The organism is Tenuifilum sp., from assembly GCF_037481895.1.
Classification (GTDB): domain Bacteria; phylum Bacteroidota; class Bacteroidia; order Bacteroidales; family Tenuifilaceae; genus Tenuifilum; species Tenuifilum osseticum.
Genome location: NZ_JBBFKU010000020.1, coordinates 1 through 16297 on the forward strand (window position 1 = coordinate 1; position 16297 = coordinate 16297).

The window sequence follows — 16297 nt, forward strand, 5'->3', positions numbered from 1 at the left end:
TATGGGACTGGAAAGGTTGTTCGTTGCTCGTGGAACTATTGCCTTGTTGAGTGTTAGCAAAACATCTCATTTGGCGGGTCAGAGATCCTTCGCTCCCCGCTAGGGCGGGACAGGCCGCTCAGGATGACAAGTGGAGTTGACAGTTGAAAGTTGTTAGTTGATGGTGAAAACACTAAACACTACCCCTCCTAAACTGCACACTGTACACTGCACACTATTGAATTGATCCTTCGCTACGCTTAGGATGACAAAAGGAGGGTCTGTTTCGTTAGCTAAACGACATTGAATCATTTTGCATAATTTTTTCCCGATTTAATACAATACCTTATATATATATACGTTTTGATGTTGAAACCATTCAACCAATTTGCCTATGGTAAATATCTACGCAGTGAAAAATAATAATGTTGATAGTAAATCCAGGAACCGTTCATCCCGAAAAGACGTTGAAGGATTTAATGTACAGGAGCAAAGTAACATTGAAAGGTATTTTACTGATTACGTTGGAAAACTCGAAAGGGCAACACCACCAGCACCCGAAAAACAATTCTATCAACTTTTAGCAAAAATTAAAGATTAAGGCCGAAAAAAAATCGGCCTTTTTTATTGACTTTTATATAATTCTGTAATATATTTGTAATATCATTTTAATATCACTTTAATAATATCAGTTATGGAAAAAGAATTTCATCCCAAATCGGGCTACCTGATGCTGGTGGCTTGGTTTATTCTGGTTGCAGCAACCATTAGCCTGTTGATTACAACAGAATCGCCATGGTATGCTCTTGGCTTTTTGCCAATAGTGCTGATTATGCCTGGGTTTATAGTGGTAAACCCAAACGAATCGGCAGTGCTGATACTTTTTGGGAAGTACATGGGCACCATAAAGCGTAACGGTTTTTTCTGGACAAACCCATTCTATCTGAAAAAACGAATATCGCTTAGGGCACGCAACTTTAACAGTGAGCCCATTAAGGTTAACGACAAAGTTGGTAACCCCATAATGATTGGATTGGTGCTTGTTTGGCGCGTAAAGGATACATACAAAGCCTCATTTGAGGTTGATGAGTATGAGCATTTTGTGGTAGTGCAGAGCGATGCTGCACTCCGTAAGCTGGCAGGAATGTTCCCCTACGACAACTTTGAACACGAGGAGGAAGAAATTACCCTACGAGCAGGCGGAGAGGTTGTTAACCATAAACTTGAGACCGAGCTAATTGAAAGGCTAAACATAGCGGGCATTCAGGTGATTGAGGCCAGAATTAACTATATAGCTTACGCATCGGAGATTGCAGGGGCAATGCTTCGCCGCCAGCAAGCAACGGCAGTAGTGGCAGCCCGAAGCAAAATTGTTGAGGGTGCTGTAGGAATGGTTCAAATGGCGCTTGACCAGCTATCGCAGAAACAAATTGTTGACCTTGACGAGGAGAAGAAAGCAGCAATGGTTAGCAACCTGATGGTTGTGCTATGCTCCGATGAATCGGCTAGGCCAGTTGTAAATGCGGGAACACTTCACCAGTAATAAACCATGGGCCAAAAGAAAACATTTGTGTTACGGATCGATCCCGAAAAGTTTGCTGCCCTAGAAAAATGGGCGGCAGACGAATTTCGTAGCACCAATGGGCAAATAGAATGGATTATTGACCAAGCACTAAGGAAAGCCGGAAGGCTTAAAAAATCAACCTTAAAAGAAAAGGGGAACCAAAGCAATGAAAACCAAGAAGGTTAGAGCCAAGCAACCATGCCCAAAATGTGGCTGTAAAGACTTTGAAATGGGCGAAGTTTTTATGGCTGGGAGTGTTGCCACTAAACTTTTTAACATTCAGAATCGAAAATTTACAACCTTTACCTGTGTAAGCTGCAAATACACGGAATTTTTTCAGGTTCCGATGAGTAAAGCACTTAATGTGCTCGACTTATTTGTGGGATAAGGTTATACGCCATTGATTAGGTTTGCGGTATGGCAGGCTACAACGCCTGCCGTTTCCGTTCGTAACCTTGATGTGCTTAGGCTTACACCCGTGAACCCACTATTAAGCGCAAGGTTTATTTCGGCTGGCGTGAAATCGCCTTCGGGGCCAATGAGGACAAGAACACTCCTACCCCTATGGATAACCTGCTGAAATGGAGTCAAATCCCAGCTATTACAATGCGCTATTGCTTTTAAATCGGCTTGGTGCGTATATTTAACGAAGTCCCTTAACGGTTGAATACTATTAATTATTGGCAGGTAGGCCTTTACCGATTGCTTCATGGCTGAAATCATAATTTTTTGCAACCTTTCAACCTTAATATCTTTACGCTCCGACCTCTCGCAAAGGAGAGGGGTAATGGTATCAACACCAATCTCGGTGGCCTTTTCCAAAAACCATTCAAACCTTTCTATGTTCTTAGTTGGGGCAATGGCGATATGCAGATTGAATGGCCTTTTACCGTACTCATGCTGAGTTGAAACAATTTGAACTAAGCATCGCTTGGGGTTTTCATCGGCAATCCTTGCTGTATGCAGATTTCCGCAACCATCGGTAAGGTAAAGTTGGTCGCCTTGCTGCATCCTTAGCACCCGAATACAATGTTTGGACTCATCCTCAGGTAACCTATACTCATCGCCTTCAATTTGTGGGGCATAAAATATCTGCATGGGATTAGAGATTCAAGATTTCAGATTTCAAATTTCAGATTTCAGATTCAAGATTCAAGATTCAAGATTTGAGATTAATGAACTCAATTGTTTTTGTCAAGTTAAACATAACAAAAAATCGTATAAAACCTTTAATAGTTAAATTGCCTTCTGCAAAGGGTATACAGATTGATAAAAAACATAAATAGAACAAGTGCTAGATTATTTAATCAGCGTTGATGCAAATTTACAATTTAGACCGAAGTTTTTAATTTTGAGTCGGCGATTTTCAGAATAAAAGATGAAAGCAATTGGCATCCTATCGGATACACACGGATTTTGGGACAAAGGGCTTACCGATTTTTTTGAAACATGCGATGAGATTTGGCATGCAGGTGATATTGGATCGCTTGAGCTGGCCGATAATTTGGCAAAGCTTAAACCCTTGCGTGCTGTTCATGGCAACATTGACGATTACAAAACCCGACTGGTTTATCCAGAAAAACAACTGTTTACAACAGAAAATGTTAACATACTGATTACCCATATTGCGGGTACACCAGGACATTATGATCAAAAAGTTCTGGAAATCCTTAAGGGAAACAAGGTAAACATCTTAGTATGTGGTCACAGCCACATACTGCGTGTTAAGTATGATAAGCAATGGGATATGCTATACATAAATCCGGGTGCGGCTGGAAACAGTGGCTTCCATCAGGTAAAAACAGCGATTAGACTAAAAATTGATGGTTCTAATATTTTTGATCTGGAGATTTGGGAAAAAAAGAGGGGCTTTTAATCTTCTTCTTTGCCTTCCTTATTTGGTTTGTCGTCATCGGAATCAACCGGAATATCGGACTTAATACCAAAGGCTAACTCCTTGTAGCGGAGCTGAGCTCTGTTTAGTTCACGTTTTGATCCAATCATATACCTATAGCCCATCATTCCTTTTGATGGTTTTACCCTGCGCTCACTCGATTTTTGGGAGGCAATAGGGTTATAAAATTCAGGATTGGTTGCACTGACAAACATTACCCCATTGGCATAGTAGAACGAGTAATACTCGTTGTCGCCAATATGGATGTAAAGGATTAACCTATCGTTAAAGCGTCCCTTGTAGTACTCAATGAACCCATTCACAAAACGGTTTACCTGGATATTACCAATAGTACCCACTCCAATTTTCCCAACTGACACAAAAGATTTATTCTGAGGATCCCACCTCAACTTTACATCGGAAAGTGTAATGGTACTCTCCAGGCTTTTGGGCATCTGTGTGAATGAACCAAAAAGCGAAAGCTGATTTAATGCCTCGGGCAACTCCTTAGGTGTGAGCCAATCGTAAAGCATTTTACGATAAAGCTTACGGCTTAAATCAACCTTATCGAGAGTAATGGCGCCACTTAGCTGAGCAGCCATGGCCTCAAGGGCCTTTTGGTTGAAATGAAAGTTCAACCTGATAATTGCATCGATTGTAGCCTCGTTTTTCTCCAGTTTATGTATTACACTACCGTAAACCTGCGAGGTAACATGGCCTAACTTTAGGGGTAACCTCACGTTACCTTCACCAAAAGCCCAGCAGTAGTCCTTTTGGAGGCTAACACTATTCCCAGAAGAATCGGGATTATCTAACTTGTATAGGGGTGCAATGGTAAACCGGCGGTTTTTATTGTTGAACTCCATGAATCCGGTTGCTGTTACCAGCGATGAATCCTCCCAGAATTTACGACTGCGCAAAAGACCACCATATAATTTTAAAGAATCCTCGGCAATGGCAGTTCCGCTTATTAAGCGATGGAGGTTCATGTTGCGAGGATCAGTACCAATTGGGATTAAAACCCGCTTGGGGTTGATTTGCGATTCAAATCGTACCCACTGGCCAATAGTTCCGGGGCAGTTGTAAATTGGTTTTGCCCCACCCTTAAAGAAAAGGAACTTTTCAGGAGCACTAAGGCTAACGCCTCCAATGTAAGCAAAGTTTGAACTTAACCTAAAACTATCGGGCTCTGTTAGGGTACCCTCGGCATAGGTATTCATATTGTTATCAGAGTAAACCTTTGGAAAGTAGATGGTTTGGATTGAATCGCGTTCATCAACGTAATCGTAGTATGCTGAACCACCGTAGCTTTTCCGTCCGTTAATCTTGATCTCAGCGTCATGCAATACATGGTAGGCCGTTGTATTGTTAGCCCTCACCTTTGCATTTGAGAACTTATACATACGGTTGGGAACATCTACCTCAACCCTTTTATTTTTTGGGAAAACCGTGGCATCGGCAGTTACAATATACTTAACACTATCGGCAACCAAATGTATTCTATCAGTATTATATACAGCCTTTGGTGCGAAGAAGTAAAGTGAATCCTCGGCCGGCTTGGTACTGAAAAACAGATTTCCACGGGGAATGCTGTCCCTGTCAATCATGTTACTAACCCTAAACTTTCCGGCCAAAACATCTTCCTGAGCCATTAATGTTTCAAAGTAAACCTTGTATCCTTTGAGATCCCACTTAAAACGATCGTGATAGCTGCTATACCTTAAAGCATCGAGCGAGGCATAAATGCTTTTGTCAACCCGGCTGAACTCGCCAAGCATGTTTGCAAAATTTATAGTAGCCTTAACCTTTGTGGTTTCAAGGGCAACGCTATCAGAATTAGTTTTATAAATAGTTAGCGTTGACTCGTTAGTGGCTAACGCATTAGAGGAGTACTCGAATAGCGATGAGGAGAGTTTACCATTTGGAACATTCAGCAAACCTGCTCCAGTAAGGCCTAAAGGTTGAAGCAGAAGGTTTCCACTAAAAGTTGCTAAGCTATCGTACATCACAAAGGGTTTTTCACCTTTGGATATAAACATTTTATCAGCCTTAGGTAGCCATTTGATGCTATGTTTATTGCCTTTGACATTTGGGAACTCAATGCCAGTTTCCCTTTTTGCAATGGAAAAGCCCGTTGACACCGTAACCATTGAATCGGGGAAAAGAAGCATTTTATCGGACTGTGTAGTTGAGGTAATATAATCAATACTACCATTTACAAAAAGCCCCTGATTGCTCAGGTCGATTTTATTGAAAACCCTCCCCTTACCTTTATAGACAGCCATGCCCTCGGAAGGAGTAGTAGTGATAAAACCAAGGGAGTTATCGGGACGTATACGGAGAGTTTCCTCAATGGGGGCGAGAATATTACCGGAGTACAGAATTCCTTTGAAATTCATGTCGGCCTTTTCAAAGTTGTCCATGTTTTGGTAAACAAAAGGCTGAATTTCAAAGTAAAAGGAATCACGTTTATAAATTCCCCCGTATATATAAGAAGCATCGTAGTAAACGTATGACTTGCTGGTACAGTTGAATATGGGGTACTGCGGGTTGTACTCCCTACCCGACTTATTGTAGGGTTTATCAATAAGTATATCGCCTGAGATTATGTGGAGTGCATTGGCAACTCCCTGCAATATCCTTCGACCGTAGTTATCGCGGTAATCGGTTTGGTAATCAATAATCAGCGAATCAACTTTATTCAACTCAACTTTAAACTGCGAATAGTCAAACCTGAATGCCTTACCGTAAAAGGTAAATAAACCAGCCCTAACGCTACCTCCAAACTCAAAATTCCTGTTTTTCTGGAAGGTAATACTTTTCTTGTATGGGGAAATAAATACGTTTTGCGAATCGCTTACAGAAATATAGTTTACCCCCTCAATGGCAAGATTTAAGTTATTTAAATCGAGGCGAGCATTGGGCTGTGTACCAGGAGTAGTGGATTGAAACCTGATGACATCAAAATCGGTTCGGCCAAAACGGGCCATTACATTATACTTTAGCTTATCGGTTATGGTAACCTCGTCGGTTTCAAAATTGTAAAGCACATACCCTAACTTGGCTAAGCGCATCATGGCTATTTTAACGTCCTCGGGAGCCCTGCGCACATGCACAGCCAAATCGGATGCCAAAAAAGTGTTACTTTTAATCCTACGAGTATAGTTCCAAACGGTAAGCACAGGATGGAACTCGCTGGCATCCATCATGCTATCGAACAGGTCTTGATTGAAAAAGTTCTCCGACTCAAACTCAGCCTTTGATATTGAAGCGCCCAAGCTGCTACCAAAGGTAATTTCATCCTTTTCAATATTCCATGTTAGATGGTTTGACCAAAGGTTGATTTTGTGGTACGAGCTGTAGAAAGGACTTTGAGTGGTTAGTTTATCGGTTGGATTTACCATTACAGTTCTTGTAGGATTATGGTATGCAAACGATAAACCGTTATGGTAAATCGAGTCTTTATCAATGTAAAAAACAACCTTGGCTTTATCCGAGCTTAAGTGCGACTGCTCAATTAAAACCATTCGCCCCTCGGCCACCATAAAGGGTTTTCCCTTTCGGTGAATTGTTACCTTAGCCAAACTACCATCGGGGCCAATTCCAACTAGTTTGGAACCGTTAATACGGAAATTACCTGAATAGTCAACATCCTTAAAGATATTCTTAACCTCAAACCATTTCTGGTAGGGGTTAAACTCAGGGTAATCAACTATTCCCGACTGGTATATTGGTGTAACCTTATCCACTATTCTGCCAAGAATAGGTTTCTTGAAGTACTCAGGATAATTTAGCAATACAGAATCGGCTGTATATTCACTTTGCCTTAACTCAATTCTGTACCTATTGAGTGCCACAAAAATTTTTGATTCGTCGAATTTTGAACGAATCCATGTAACCTTACCGTTTTTCCCCTCCCACGACTGCTTAATTATATCCAGATTACCCGATGTTCCTCTTATAAAAATACTATCGGTGCGGTTGTTCCTGCAAATCAGGTTGATATTCTGGAATCTAACCAGCAAATCATTATTTTTTAAGGTGAAGTTATACGAATTTGCAGGTAATACCTTCCATGTGTGGGAAGTATTTATGGAAATAAACGAACTATCAATAAGCGAACCAGAAAAACGAATCAATGTTCGGAGATTATCGGATTTAATAAATCCATCAGCCAATGCCATATTTAAGTAGCTGAACCATGTTTCGAACTGATTTTTTGCATACTGGTTGCGGTAAAAACATGCTATGAGCTTTACATAGCTTAATATATAAGACTTATCGTCGGGCAAAACTTCGAGAATCTGATTGGCCGTAACAATAATTGCCTCTTTTTTTGATATTTCGATAGTATCGGAAAGCCAAAATGCCGGGAATCCCTTTAAAAAAACCTCTTCCTGCTCCTTCACTTTATCGCTTACAAGCGAATTGAGTTCCGCCGGGAAAAGGGGTACCTGGCCGGAAAACTTCTTGTCCTGGCTAATGAACACTGCATACAGAAGGCTAAATGCGGTAAGCAGCAGCGCAATTATCAGTATTCTTCTATATGCATAAGGTTTATTAGCCATATAAAAGCCGATACATAATAAAAACTACTTATGGAAGGCAACCATAGCCCAATTATCCCTATAATTAACCTCACTAAACGATAGGCCTAACCTTTCGGCAGCATTCCTGAGCGTTTCAACATCATCCCTTAAAATGCCACTCATGAAAATACTTCCACCACTATTAAGGCTGTTAACGTATGCAGCCATATCGGCTAAAAGGATATTAAGGTTGATATTGGCAAGTATCAAATCAAATGATCTTCCTTTGAGCAGCTCTGCATCGCCCAAATAGGCAGTGATGCGTTTGCAGCTATTATTGTCAATGTTTTCCAGGGTGTTGCGGTAAGCCCATTCATCGTTATCGATAGCCACAACGTTTTGCGCACCGCGCATTTCGGCAAGAATGGCAAGCACACCGGTTCCACAACCCATGTCGAGAACGGTAAGCCCCTCAACCTGATGGTTGAGAAGCGCCTCAATCATCAAGTGTGTGGTTTGATGGTGACCCGTTCCAAACGACATCTTTGGGTCGATTAAAATCTCGTAATCGGTTTTTGGGGTATCGGTATGGAACGATGCCTTTACCAAACATCGGTTATCGACAATGATTGGCTCAAAATTCGACTCCCACACCTCGTTCCAATTCTTGTCGGCAATACTGTTCAGCTCATAATCAATTCTAACACCCTCAGGCAGCTCAATAAGGCCAATAAAATCGACCGGTAATTTTTTTAGAGTTGCAGTATTAATGTATGCCAGCAATTCGGGTTCATTTTCCATGAAGCTCTCAAAGCCCAACTCGGCAAGTTGGGCAATGAGAATTTCAGCTGTTTCGGCTGTGTATGGTTTGATCCTTATTTTGAGTTCGGTGTAACCCATCCTAGAACGATTTTGCAATAGCAATAAAGTCAGCTGCAACCAATGAGGCGCCCCCAATTAATCCGCCATCAACATCGGGTTTAGCAAAAATTTCAGCGGCATTGGACGGTTTACAGCTACCTCCGTAAAGGATGCTAATAGAGTCAGCAATTTGAGAGCCATACTTGCCAGCAAGCAGTTTACGGATGTAGGCATGCATTTCCTGTGCCTGTTCGGCAGTGGCAGTTCTACCAGTGCCAATTGCCCAAACGGGTTCGTAAGCAATAACAACCTGCTTAATGCTTTGCTCATCGAGCGCAAATAGCGATTCCTCAACCTGTTGCTTAACAACCTGAAAATGTTGATTGGCTTCGCGTTCATCCAGTTTTTCGCCACAGCAAAAAATGGGCATCAGATTACTTGAAAGGGCTTGCTGAATCTTATCGTAAAGCTGGGAATTGGTTTCACCAAAGTATTCGCGCCTCTCTGAATGTCCGATAATTACATACTCAACTCCCATAGCGCCAAGCATAGCAGCTGACACCTCGCCGGTGTAAGCACCCGATTGCCAACGTGCACAATTCTGGGCTCCCACTGCAACACGGGTTCCGCTGGCTAGTTTTGTTACCTCGTTCAGGTGAGTGAATGGTGGGATTACTACCAGCTCAACACCGCTTGAAACCTCAGCTGATTTTGCTATAACATCCTTGGCAAGAGCCAAACCTTCGGAAGGCAATGTATTCATCTTCCAGTTCCCAGCAACAATTTTTCTTCTCATCGCAATCGATTTAAATTAAGTATAATCATTCAAGCATTAATTAACCTTTCGCTATCAAATTTACAACAAAATTCCGATACATCAGCCGATTCTGACCCTTGGGTCAAGAATACCATAAAGTATATCGACCAATAGGTTTACAATGCTAAAAATTACAGCAACCGTAAGAACGCAGCCAATAACAAGGGGCACATCGTAACTATTAAGCGCGTTTACCATAACATAACCAAGTCCTTTCCAGCTAAAGATATACTCAACAAAAACAACACCAGCCATCATTGAGGCAAACCAACCCGAAATGGATGTTACAACAGGGTTCAGGGAATTACGGAGAGCATGTTTAAAAATCACCTTCCTATTCGGCAATCCCTTTGCTTTGGCTGTTCTGATATAGTCCTGGCTTAATGTTTCCAGCAAGGAACTGCGCATTAGCTGGGTGATTATGCCAAGTGGACGTAAGCCAAGAGTTAATGCAGGCAAAATAATGTTTTGCCATTTAAGATGAATTCCTTCCCCGAAATCATCAACCTCCCAAAGATTACCGGTAAGGTTTAGTCCTGTATACTTGCCAAGCACTATGGCAAAAAGCCAACCTATGAGTATGGCAGCAAAGAATGATGGCAAAGCCATACCTAGCGCAGAATTAACAAGCAGCAACCTATCCCAAACACTATCCTTGTAAACTGCGGCAGTTATTCCCATTGCAATTCCAACAATTGTTGCAAAGACTATTGCTACCAGCGCAAGATAGAATGTATTGGGCAGAGTTGAAATAACAACTGTGGAAACAGGTTGTCGACTTTGGTATGAACGACGAAGGTATGGCTGTTTTGCTACCAATACCCTATTCGATGCCATTTTCCCAAGCACTAAGGGTTTCCCATAAATAAGTGTGTCGAGGTAAATGGAACTTTTACTATTACTTGGATTATGCACCGATAGCGGCGAAATGTCGTTTAAATACTTTAAATACTGCTTCCAAACCGGTAGGTCGAGGCCTAAATCGGTACGTGCTGCCTTTACCGATAGCGAATCGGTTCGTTGGCCAAGAACCATGCGAGCGGGATCGCCAGGAATAAGGTTGAAAAGAATGAAAACCAAACTGGCAACGCCAAAAATCACCAGAAACGTGTAAAACAATTTTCGAACAAGGTATAGGAACATTTACTTCAAATGTTAATCGAACCTTTTAGCCTCTTCCCAAATCTCGTTCATCTCATCAAGGGTCATATCCTTAAGCGAGCGTCCCATCTGGATGGTTTGTTGCTCAAGATAGGCGAATCTTTTCATAAACTTTCGGTTTGTTCGTTCCAGCGCGGTTTCGGGGTCAACCCCATAAAGCCTAGCGGCATTCACCACGGAGAAAAGTAAATCGCCAAATTCTTTCTCAATGTCATCGGTGGAATTGGTTACCTCAACCTCATGCCTGAGCTCATTGAGTTCTTCCTGAACCTTATCCCAGACCTGGGAACGCTCATCCCAATCGAACCCAACGGCACGTACTTTTTCCTGAATTCGATTGGCTTTTATGAGCGCAGGTAAAGCCGTTGGAACCCCTGAAAGAACAGTTTTATTGCCATCCTTCTCCTTAATTTTAAGCTGCTCCCAGTTCTCAACAACCTGACTCGCATCGTTAACCTTAACATTGCCGTAAATATGAGGATGACGATATATAAGCTTGTCGCACAGCGAGTTTATAACATCAACAATATCAAACCTGTTATCCTCCTCTGCAATTTTCGAGTAGAAAACAATATGCAGCAGCAAATCGCCGAGCTCCTTTCGGATTAGATTGTAATCCTTTTCCAGAATTCCCTCGGAAAGTTCATAGGTTTCCTCAATGGTTAATGGGCGGATTGATTCAAATGTTTGTTCCCTATCCCAGGGACATTTGGCGCGCAAGTCGTCCATGATTCCGATTAATCTTTGAAAAGCCTCGCTTGCAAGTTGTTTTCTATCACCTTCATTCATCACCGTAAAATTTTATCGTCGTAAAAACGAACCATTATATTTGAGCCAACTGAGAGGTTGTACATTTGAGCGGCAAACCCTTCGCGGACTGCTATCTCAAGCAAACCCAAGGAGTTGAAAAGCGCAAGCAAATCGCCCTTTTCAACATCCTTGTATGAATTACTTAACTTGTTTATTCCATGCGAGAACCGATGAACATATATGGAGTACTTTCTGGACTTCCGAATTGCTTCGAAATCGTCGCGAGTGATGTTGGTTATTGCATTAAAGTAGGAATCAATATATATAACGCTTCCTGTAATCCCATCGTTTTCAGGGACGGGTAGGATTGGCGTAAACCGCTTAATACCCGATGCTTCAATGGCAAAATCGGTTTGGCCATTATCGGAAAGTAGTGCCTCCAAAGCCAGGGTTACCGAATCCATTGAACCAAAACTACGGGTGTCATCAACAGGAATTGCATGTACCACTTCGGGCAAAACATCAGCAATTAACGAAATGGTTCCGTTATCAGGTGTAATAAAGTAATGGCCCTGGTATTCAAAAAAAAGCATGCGCATGTTGTCCGAGGTATCGCTATTCACCATACAAATATGAATTGACCCTTTAGGGAAATGGCTAAAGGAATGCTTTATCAGAAATGCCGCATGCATGTAATTATATGTAGGTACTTTATGGCTCAACTCCACCACCTTCAAGTTGGGCGAAATGGAATAAAGCTTTCCGCAGAGCATCCCAAGGTAGTAATCCTGGTTGCCCCAATCGGTGGTAAGAGTTACAAAACGGGTATTGTTTGCTTCCATTTAAGAAACCAAAAATCAATACAAAAGTAAACCAGAAAATTAATAATTTCTGCATTTAGCCTGCTAAACTTACTAACCATTTAGCTGTTAGTATTTTTTGATATCTTACGGTTACAAACACAAAAATTTGGCTGGTTTTAGATTATCTTTGCATACATAACCCAACAGGTATTGATGGCAGCAGGCGAGAGAATTATCATTATTGAAGGGATTGACCCCTTGGTGCTATATGGGGTTAACAATACCCGCTTCGACTTAATAACCAAGCACTACCCAAAGCTAAAAATCATCGGAAGAGGGAACACTATTAAGGCTGTTGGCGATGAGCAGCTAATAGAGGACTTGGATCAGAAAGTTCATGCCATGATTGACTTTCACATCAAGTATGGGTACTTAAGTGAAACCAATATCAAAGATATCCTGCAAAACAACCCTGAATCAATTGAAAAGGCGGAAGAGGACATAACCGATGTGCTGGTTTACGGCAACCATGGTAAAATTGTAAAGGCTCGAACGGTAAATCAGCGCAAACTTGTGGAGATGTATGAAAGTAACGACCTGATTTTTGCCATTGGTCCGGCTGGATCGGGGAAAACATATACAGCCATTGCCCTTGCGGTAAGGGCACTACGCAACAAGGAGGTAAAACGCATAATATTGACCCGCCCAGCCGTTGAAGCTGGGGAGCGCTTGGGCTTTTTACCTGGCGATATGAAAGAAAAGCTTGACCCATACCTGCAACCCCTTTACGATGCCCTACACGATATGATTCCCCCAAAGAAACTCCAGGAATTTATGGAAGATGGTACTGTTCAGATTGCCCCACTTGCTTACATGCGCGGCCGTACGCTCGACAATGCCTTTGTAATACTTGACGAAGCTCAAAACACCACTCTTAGCCAACTAAAAATGTTTCTTACCCGTATGGGAAGCAACGCAAAGTTCATTGTAACAGGCGATATTACACAAATTGACCTACCAAACAAGGATGACTCAGGCTTGGTTAAAGCAATCAAACTCCTGGAGGGAATAAAAGATATTGCAATAATATACTTTGATACCCGCGACATTATTCGCCATAAGCTGGTAAAATACATAGTAAACGCATTTGAGGAGGCCAAGGGTAAAACCGATATTCAAACCGATGCGAAAAGTGATGATAATTAAACCAAATAAAACAAAAAAGATGAAAGCAATCACCCGCACCGATTTCAAGTTTCCTGGACAGGTTTCAGTGTACCATGGGAAAGTACGCGATGTGTACAACATCAACAACCAGTTTCTTGTGATGGTAGTAACTGACAGGATCTCGGCCTTTGATGTAATCCTTCCCAAAGGGATACCATACAAGGGTCAAGTCCTCAACCAGATTGCCAACAAGTTTCTTGACGCAACAGCCGATATTGTTCCTAACTGGAAAATAGCCTCGCCCGATCCTATGGTAACAGTTGGACACTTCTGCGAACCCTTCAAGGTTGAAATGGTGGTGCGCGGCTATCTGACAGGTCATGCTTGGCGTGAGTACAAATCCGGCAAGCGCTCACTTTGCGGCGTTCCCCTACCCGAAGGCATGAAGGAGCATCAAAAATTCCCGAAACCTATTATCACTCCCACCACCAAAGCCGAAGAGGGGCACGATGAGGACATTTCACGCGAAGAGATAATTGCGAAAGGCTTAGTGAGCGAAGCCGATTACAACCTTCTAGAAAAATATACCCTGGCACTGTTCGAACGGGGAACCCAGATTGCTGAGAAAATGGGTCTTATTTTGGTTGACACCAAGTATGAGTTTGGCAAAAAGGATGGGAAAATATACCTGATTGATGAAATCCATACGCCTGACTCGTCGCGGTACTTCTACCTTGATGGCTACAAGGAACGGTTTGAGAAAGGCGAGGAGCAACGTCAACTCTCAAAGGAATTTGTTCGTGAATGGCTCATGGCCAATGGTTTCCAAGGTAAGGAGGGGCAAACCGTACCCGAAATGACCCCTGAATTTATTGAGCAGGTATCAAACCGCTACATTGAGCTGTACGAGAAAATTACTGGCGACAGGTTCCAAAAGGCTCACAGCGACGAGGATATTCTGAATAGGATTGAGAAAAACGTTAAGGCTTTCTTACAAAACATGTAGTATTGAACAAGAATAAGAATGGCTACCAAAATGGTAGCCATTCTTGTATAGTAATTTTTGGTTTTGATTTTCTCGAAGAGCAGTTACAGTATAGGCCCAGCAGCAACCAATCGTTGACCCCACTCGTTATCAGTAAAGGTCTTAAAGTTTTCGATAAATTTTTGGGCAAGATTTCGGGCAGCTGCATCCCAATCCTCAGGATTCGACCAGTGGTTACGTGGGTTTAAAAGCTTGGAATCGACACCAGGCAATGCCTTAGGTATTTGAAGGTTAAAAATTGGAAGAATGTCGAACTCAGCGTTATCGAGGCTACCATCCAGAATTGCATTGATAATGGCACGGGTTGAGGGCAAATCAATTCTACGCCCAACACCATAAGCTCCACCAATCCAGCCGGTGTTTACAAGGTAAGCCTTAGAGTTGTGTTGCTGCATCTTTTTAACAAGCTCCCGAGCATAAACTGTAGGATGTAACATCAGAAAGGCCTGTCCAAAACAGCTACTAAAGGTTGGCTGTGGCTCAAGCACTCCCCTCTCAGTTCCTGCCAGCTTTGCAGTAAAGCCACTTAAAAAGTGGTACTGGGTTTGGTTAGGAGTTAGCTTTGAAACCGGGGGTAAAACACCAAACGCATCGGCGGTTAGGAATATTACATTCTTTGCATGTCCCGCACGCGAAATGGGTTTAACAATATTCTTAATATGGTAAATTGGGTATGATACTCGCGTATTCTCAGTTTTACGTTTTGAATGGAAATCGATATTGCCCTCGGCATCCACATCGAGGTTCTCAAGAAGAGCATCGCGCCGGATGGCTGCAAAGATATCGGGTTCTTTCTGTGGGTCTAGGTCGATGCACTTGGCGTAGCAACCTCCCTCAAAGTTAAAAACACCCGAATCGTCCCAGCCATGCTCATCGTCGCCTATAAGGGCTCGATTAGGGTCAGCCGAAAGGGTAGTTTTTCCTGTGCCTGACAGCCCAAAGAAAATTGCCACATCGCCTGCCTTGCCAACATTGGCGCTGCAATGCATCGATGCAATACCCTTAAGGGGTAGGTAAAAGTTCATTACGGAAAAGATACCCTTTTTCATCTCTCCACCATACCATGTGCCGCCAATCAGGGCCATTCGCTCAGTAAGATGAAAAGCCACAAATACCTCGCTGTTCAGGTTTTGTTCCTTCCAGTATGGATTGGTGGTTTTGGATGCAACAAGCACAACAAAGTCGGGGTTAAAGTTTTTGAGTTCCTCATCGGAAGGTCGAATAAACATATTTTTAACAAAATGTGCCTGCCAGGCAACCTCCATGATAAAGCGAACGCTCAGTCGGGTATCCTCATTAGCCCCAGCGTAAGCATCAACCACGTATAGCTTTTTGCCATTAAGCTGCTTAACGCTTACCTCCTTGAGCTTTTCCCATACTTCTTGTGATATGGGCTTATTATCGGAACCCTTTTTGCCAGGCTCAGCCCACCAAACGTCATTTTCGGTATTTGGCTCTCGAACCACATACTTATCTTTGGGTGAACGGCCTGTAAATATGCCAGTGTCAACATTCACTGCTCCAAGTTTGGTTACAATACCTCGCTCATAACCCTCAAGATTTGGGTCGGTTTCATGATCATAAAGTAAATCGTACGATGGATTATAGTACAACTCCCTAACGGAATTAATACCGTACTGCGATAAGTCAATCATTTCCACAATTTTTTAAGAATAAACAATTGAGAATTATAAGCAAATGTAAATATTTTAGTTTATGCAAACGAT

15 protein-coding genes are annotated in these 16297 nt (G+C 42.3%); 7 read left to right on the top strand and 8 right to left on the bottom strand.

What is annotated here, in order from left to right:
- The first annotated feature begins 373 nt into the window (after positions 1 to 373).
- The 4 genes from WHS63_RS07485 (at position 374) to WHS63_RS07500 (ending at position 1931) form a co-directional block, all read left to right on the top strand.
- Positions 374 to 580 carry a hypothetical protein gene (locus WHS63_RS07485; protein WP_445204565.1) on the top strand — a complete coding sequence of 69 codons (207 nt, stop codon included), beginning with the start codon at positions 374 to 376 and terminating at the stop codon, positions 578 to 580.
- Between the two features lie 93 nt (positions 581 to 673).
- Positions 674 to 1522, top strand: coding sequence for an SPFH domain-containing protein (locus tag WHS63_RS07490; RefSeq protein WP_445199980.1), 849 nt, complete (start codon positions 674 to 676; stop codon positions 1520 to 1522).
- Between the two features lie 6 nt (positions 1523 to 1528).
- Positions 1529 to 1729: an Arc family DNA-binding protein gene (locus tag WHS63_RS07495; RefSeq protein WP_445199979.1), complete on the top strand. Its 201-nt coding sequence runs from the start codon at positions 1529 to 1531 to the stop codon at positions 1727 to 1729.
- A complete protein-coding gene (locus WHS63_RS07500; RefSeq protein ID WP_445203304.1) occupies positions 1710 to 1931 on the top strand; it encodes a zinc ribbon domain-containing protein in 222 nt (73 codons plus the stop codon). The genes WHS63_RS07495 and WHS63_RS07500 overlap by 20 nt, the downstream gene beginning before the upstream one ends.
- Before the next feature lie 2 nt (positions 1932 to 1933).
- Here the strand turns inward: WHS63_RS07500 and WHS63_RS07505 are convergent, their stop codons facing one another.
- Positions 1934 to 2641, bottom strand: a complete 708-nt coding sequence (locus tag WHS63_RS07505; protein ID WP_445204566.1) for a 16S rRNA (uracil(1498)-N(3))-methyltransferase — start codon at positions 2639 to 2641, stop codon at positions 1934 to 1936.
- 280 nt (positions 2642 to 2921) lie between these two features.
- Between WHS63_RS07505 and WHS63_RS07510 the strand changes: the two genes are divergently transcribed.
- A complete protein-coding gene (locus WHS63_RS07510) occupies positions 2922 to 3419 on the top strand; it encodes a metallophosphoesterase family protein (RefSeq protein WP_445204567.1) in 498 nt (165 codons plus the stop codon).
- Here the strand turns inward: WHS63_RS07510 and WHS63_RS07515 are convergent.
- From WHS63_RS07515 to WHS63_RS07540, 6 genes are all read right to left on the bottom strand, one after another.
- A complete protein-coding gene (locus WHS63_RS07515) occupies positions 3416 to 8005 on the bottom strand; it encodes a hypothetical protein (RefSeq protein WP_445204568.1) in 4590 nt (1529 codons plus the stop codon). The genes WHS63_RS07510 and WHS63_RS07515 overlap by 4 nt on opposite strands.
- Positions 8006 to 8029: 24 nt before the next feature.
- Entirely contained in the window at positions 8030 to 8866 is an 837-nt protein-coding gene (prmA, locus tag WHS63_RS07520) for a 50S ribosomal protein L11 methyltransferase (protein WP_445204569.1), read from the bottom strand.
- 1 nt (position 8867) lies between these two features.
- A complete protein-coding gene (gene tpiA, locus WHS63_RS07525) occupies positions 8868 to 9623 on the bottom strand; it encodes a triose-phosphate isomerase (RefSeq protein ID WP_445199121.1) in 756 nt (251 codons plus the stop codon).
- 81 nt (positions 9624 to 9704) lie between these two features.
- Positions 9705 to 10787 carry an ABC transporter permease gene (locus WHS63_RS07530; RefSeq protein ID WP_445204570.1) on the bottom strand — a complete coding sequence of 361 codons (1083 nt, stop codon included), beginning with the start codon at positions 10785 to 10787 and terminating at the stop codon, positions 9705 to 9707.
- Between the two features lie 12 nt (positions 10788 to 10799).
- Positions 10800 to 11594: a nucleoside triphosphate pyrophosphohydrolase gene (mazG, locus tag WHS63_RS07535; protein WP_445204571.1), complete on the bottom strand. Its 795-nt coding sequence runs from the start codon at positions 11592 to 11594 to the stop codon at positions 10800 to 10802.
- Positions 11594 to 12397 carry an SAM hydrolase/SAM-dependent halogenase family protein gene (locus WHS63_RS07540; RefSeq protein WP_445204572.1) on the bottom strand — a complete coding sequence of 268 codons (804 nt, stop codon included), beginning with the start codon at positions 12395 to 12397 and terminating at the stop codon, positions 11594 to 11596. The genes mazG and WHS63_RS07540 overlap by 1 nt, the downstream gene beginning before the upstream one ends.
- A 174-nt stretch (positions 12398 to 12571) precedes the next feature.
- Between WHS63_RS07540 and WHS63_RS07545 the strand changes: the two genes are divergently transcribed.
- Together WHS63_RS07545 and WHS63_RS07550 are read left to right on the top strand one after the other, a co-directional pair.
- On the top strand, positions 12572 to 13564 hold the full coding sequence (locus WHS63_RS07545; RefSeq protein ID WP_445204573.1) for a PhoH family protein: 993 nt from the start codon (positions 12572 to 12574) through the stop codon (positions 13562 to 13564).
- Positions 13565 to 13583: 19 nt separating this feature from the next.
- Positions 13584 to 14531, top strand: a complete 948-nt coding sequence (locus WHS63_RS07550; protein ID WP_445204574.1) for a phosphoribosylaminoimidazolesuccinocarboxamide synthase — start codon at positions 13584 to 13586, stop codon at positions 14529 to 14531.
- Between the two features lie 83 nt (positions 14532 to 14614).
- Here the strand turns inward: WHS63_RS07550 and pckA are convergent, their stop codons facing one another.
- On the bottom strand, positions 14615 to 16231 hold the full coding sequence (gene pckA / locus WHS63_RS07555) for a phosphoenolpyruvate carboxykinase (ATP) (RefSeq protein ID WP_445204575.1): 1617 nt from the start codon (positions 16229 to 16231) through the stop codon (positions 14615 to 14617).
- Positions 16232 to 16297: the final 66 nt, after the last annotated feature.

What these genes read in the sequence shown, in the direction of transcription:
- WHS63_RS07485 (WP_445204565.1), top strand. Translation starts at nt 374, where the DNA reads ATGGTAAATATCTACGCAGTGAAAAATAATAATGTTGATAGTAAATCC.
- WHS63_RS07490 (WP_445199980.1), top strand. Translation starts at nt 674, where the DNA reads ATGGAAAAAGAATTTCATCCCAAATCGGGCTACCTGATGCTGGTGGCT.
- WHS63_RS07495 (WP_445199979.1), top strand. Translation starts at nt 1,529, where the DNA reads ATGGGCCAAAAGAAAACATTTGTGTTACGGATCGATCCCGAAAAGTTT.
- WHS63_RS07500 (WP_445203304.1), top strand. Translation starts at nt 1,710, where the DNA reads ATGAAAACCAAGAAGGTTAGAGCCAAGCAACCATGCCCAAAATGTGGC.
- WHS63_RS07505 (WP_445204566.1), bottom strand. Translation starts at nt 2,641, where the DNA reads ATGCAGATATTTTATGCCCCACAAATTGAAGGCGATGAGTATAGGTTA.
- WHS63_RS07510 (WP_445204567.1), top strand. Translation starts at nt 2,922, where the DNA reads ATGAAAGCAATTGGCATCCTATCGGATACACACGGATTTTGGGACAAA.
- WHS63_RS07515 (WP_445204568.1), bottom strand. Translation starts at nt 8,005, where the DNA reads ATGGCTAATAAACCTTATGCATATAGAAGAATACTGATAATTGCGCTG.
- prmA (WP_445204569.1), bottom strand. Translation starts at nt 8,866, where the DNA reads ATGGGTTACACCGAACTCAAAATAAGGATCAAACCATACACAGCCGAA.
- tpiA (WP_445199121.1), bottom strand. Translation starts at nt 9,623, where the DNA reads ATGAGAAGAAAAATTGTTGCTGGGAACTGGAAGATGAATACATTGCCT.
- WHS63_RS07530 (WP_445204570.1), bottom strand. Translation starts at nt 10,787, where the DNA reads ATGTTCCTATACCTTGTTCGAAAATTGTTTTACACGTTTCTGGTGATT.
- mazG (WP_445204571.1), bottom strand. Translation starts at nt 11,594, where the DNA reads ATGAATGAAGGTGATAGAAAACAACTTGCAAGCGAGGCTTTTCAAAGA.
- WHS63_RS07540 (WP_445204572.1), bottom strand. Translation starts at nt 12,397, where the DNA reads ATGGAAGCAAACAATACCCGTTTTGTAACTCTTACCACCGATTGGGGC.
- WHS63_RS07545 (WP_445204573.1), top strand. Translation starts at nt 12,572, where the DNA reads ATGGCAGCAGGCGAGAGAATTATCATTATTGAAGGGATTGACCCCTTG.
- WHS63_RS07550 (WP_445204574.1), top strand. Translation starts at nt 13,584, where the DNA reads ATGAAAGCAATCACCCGCACCGATTTCAAGTTTCCTGGACAGGTTTCA.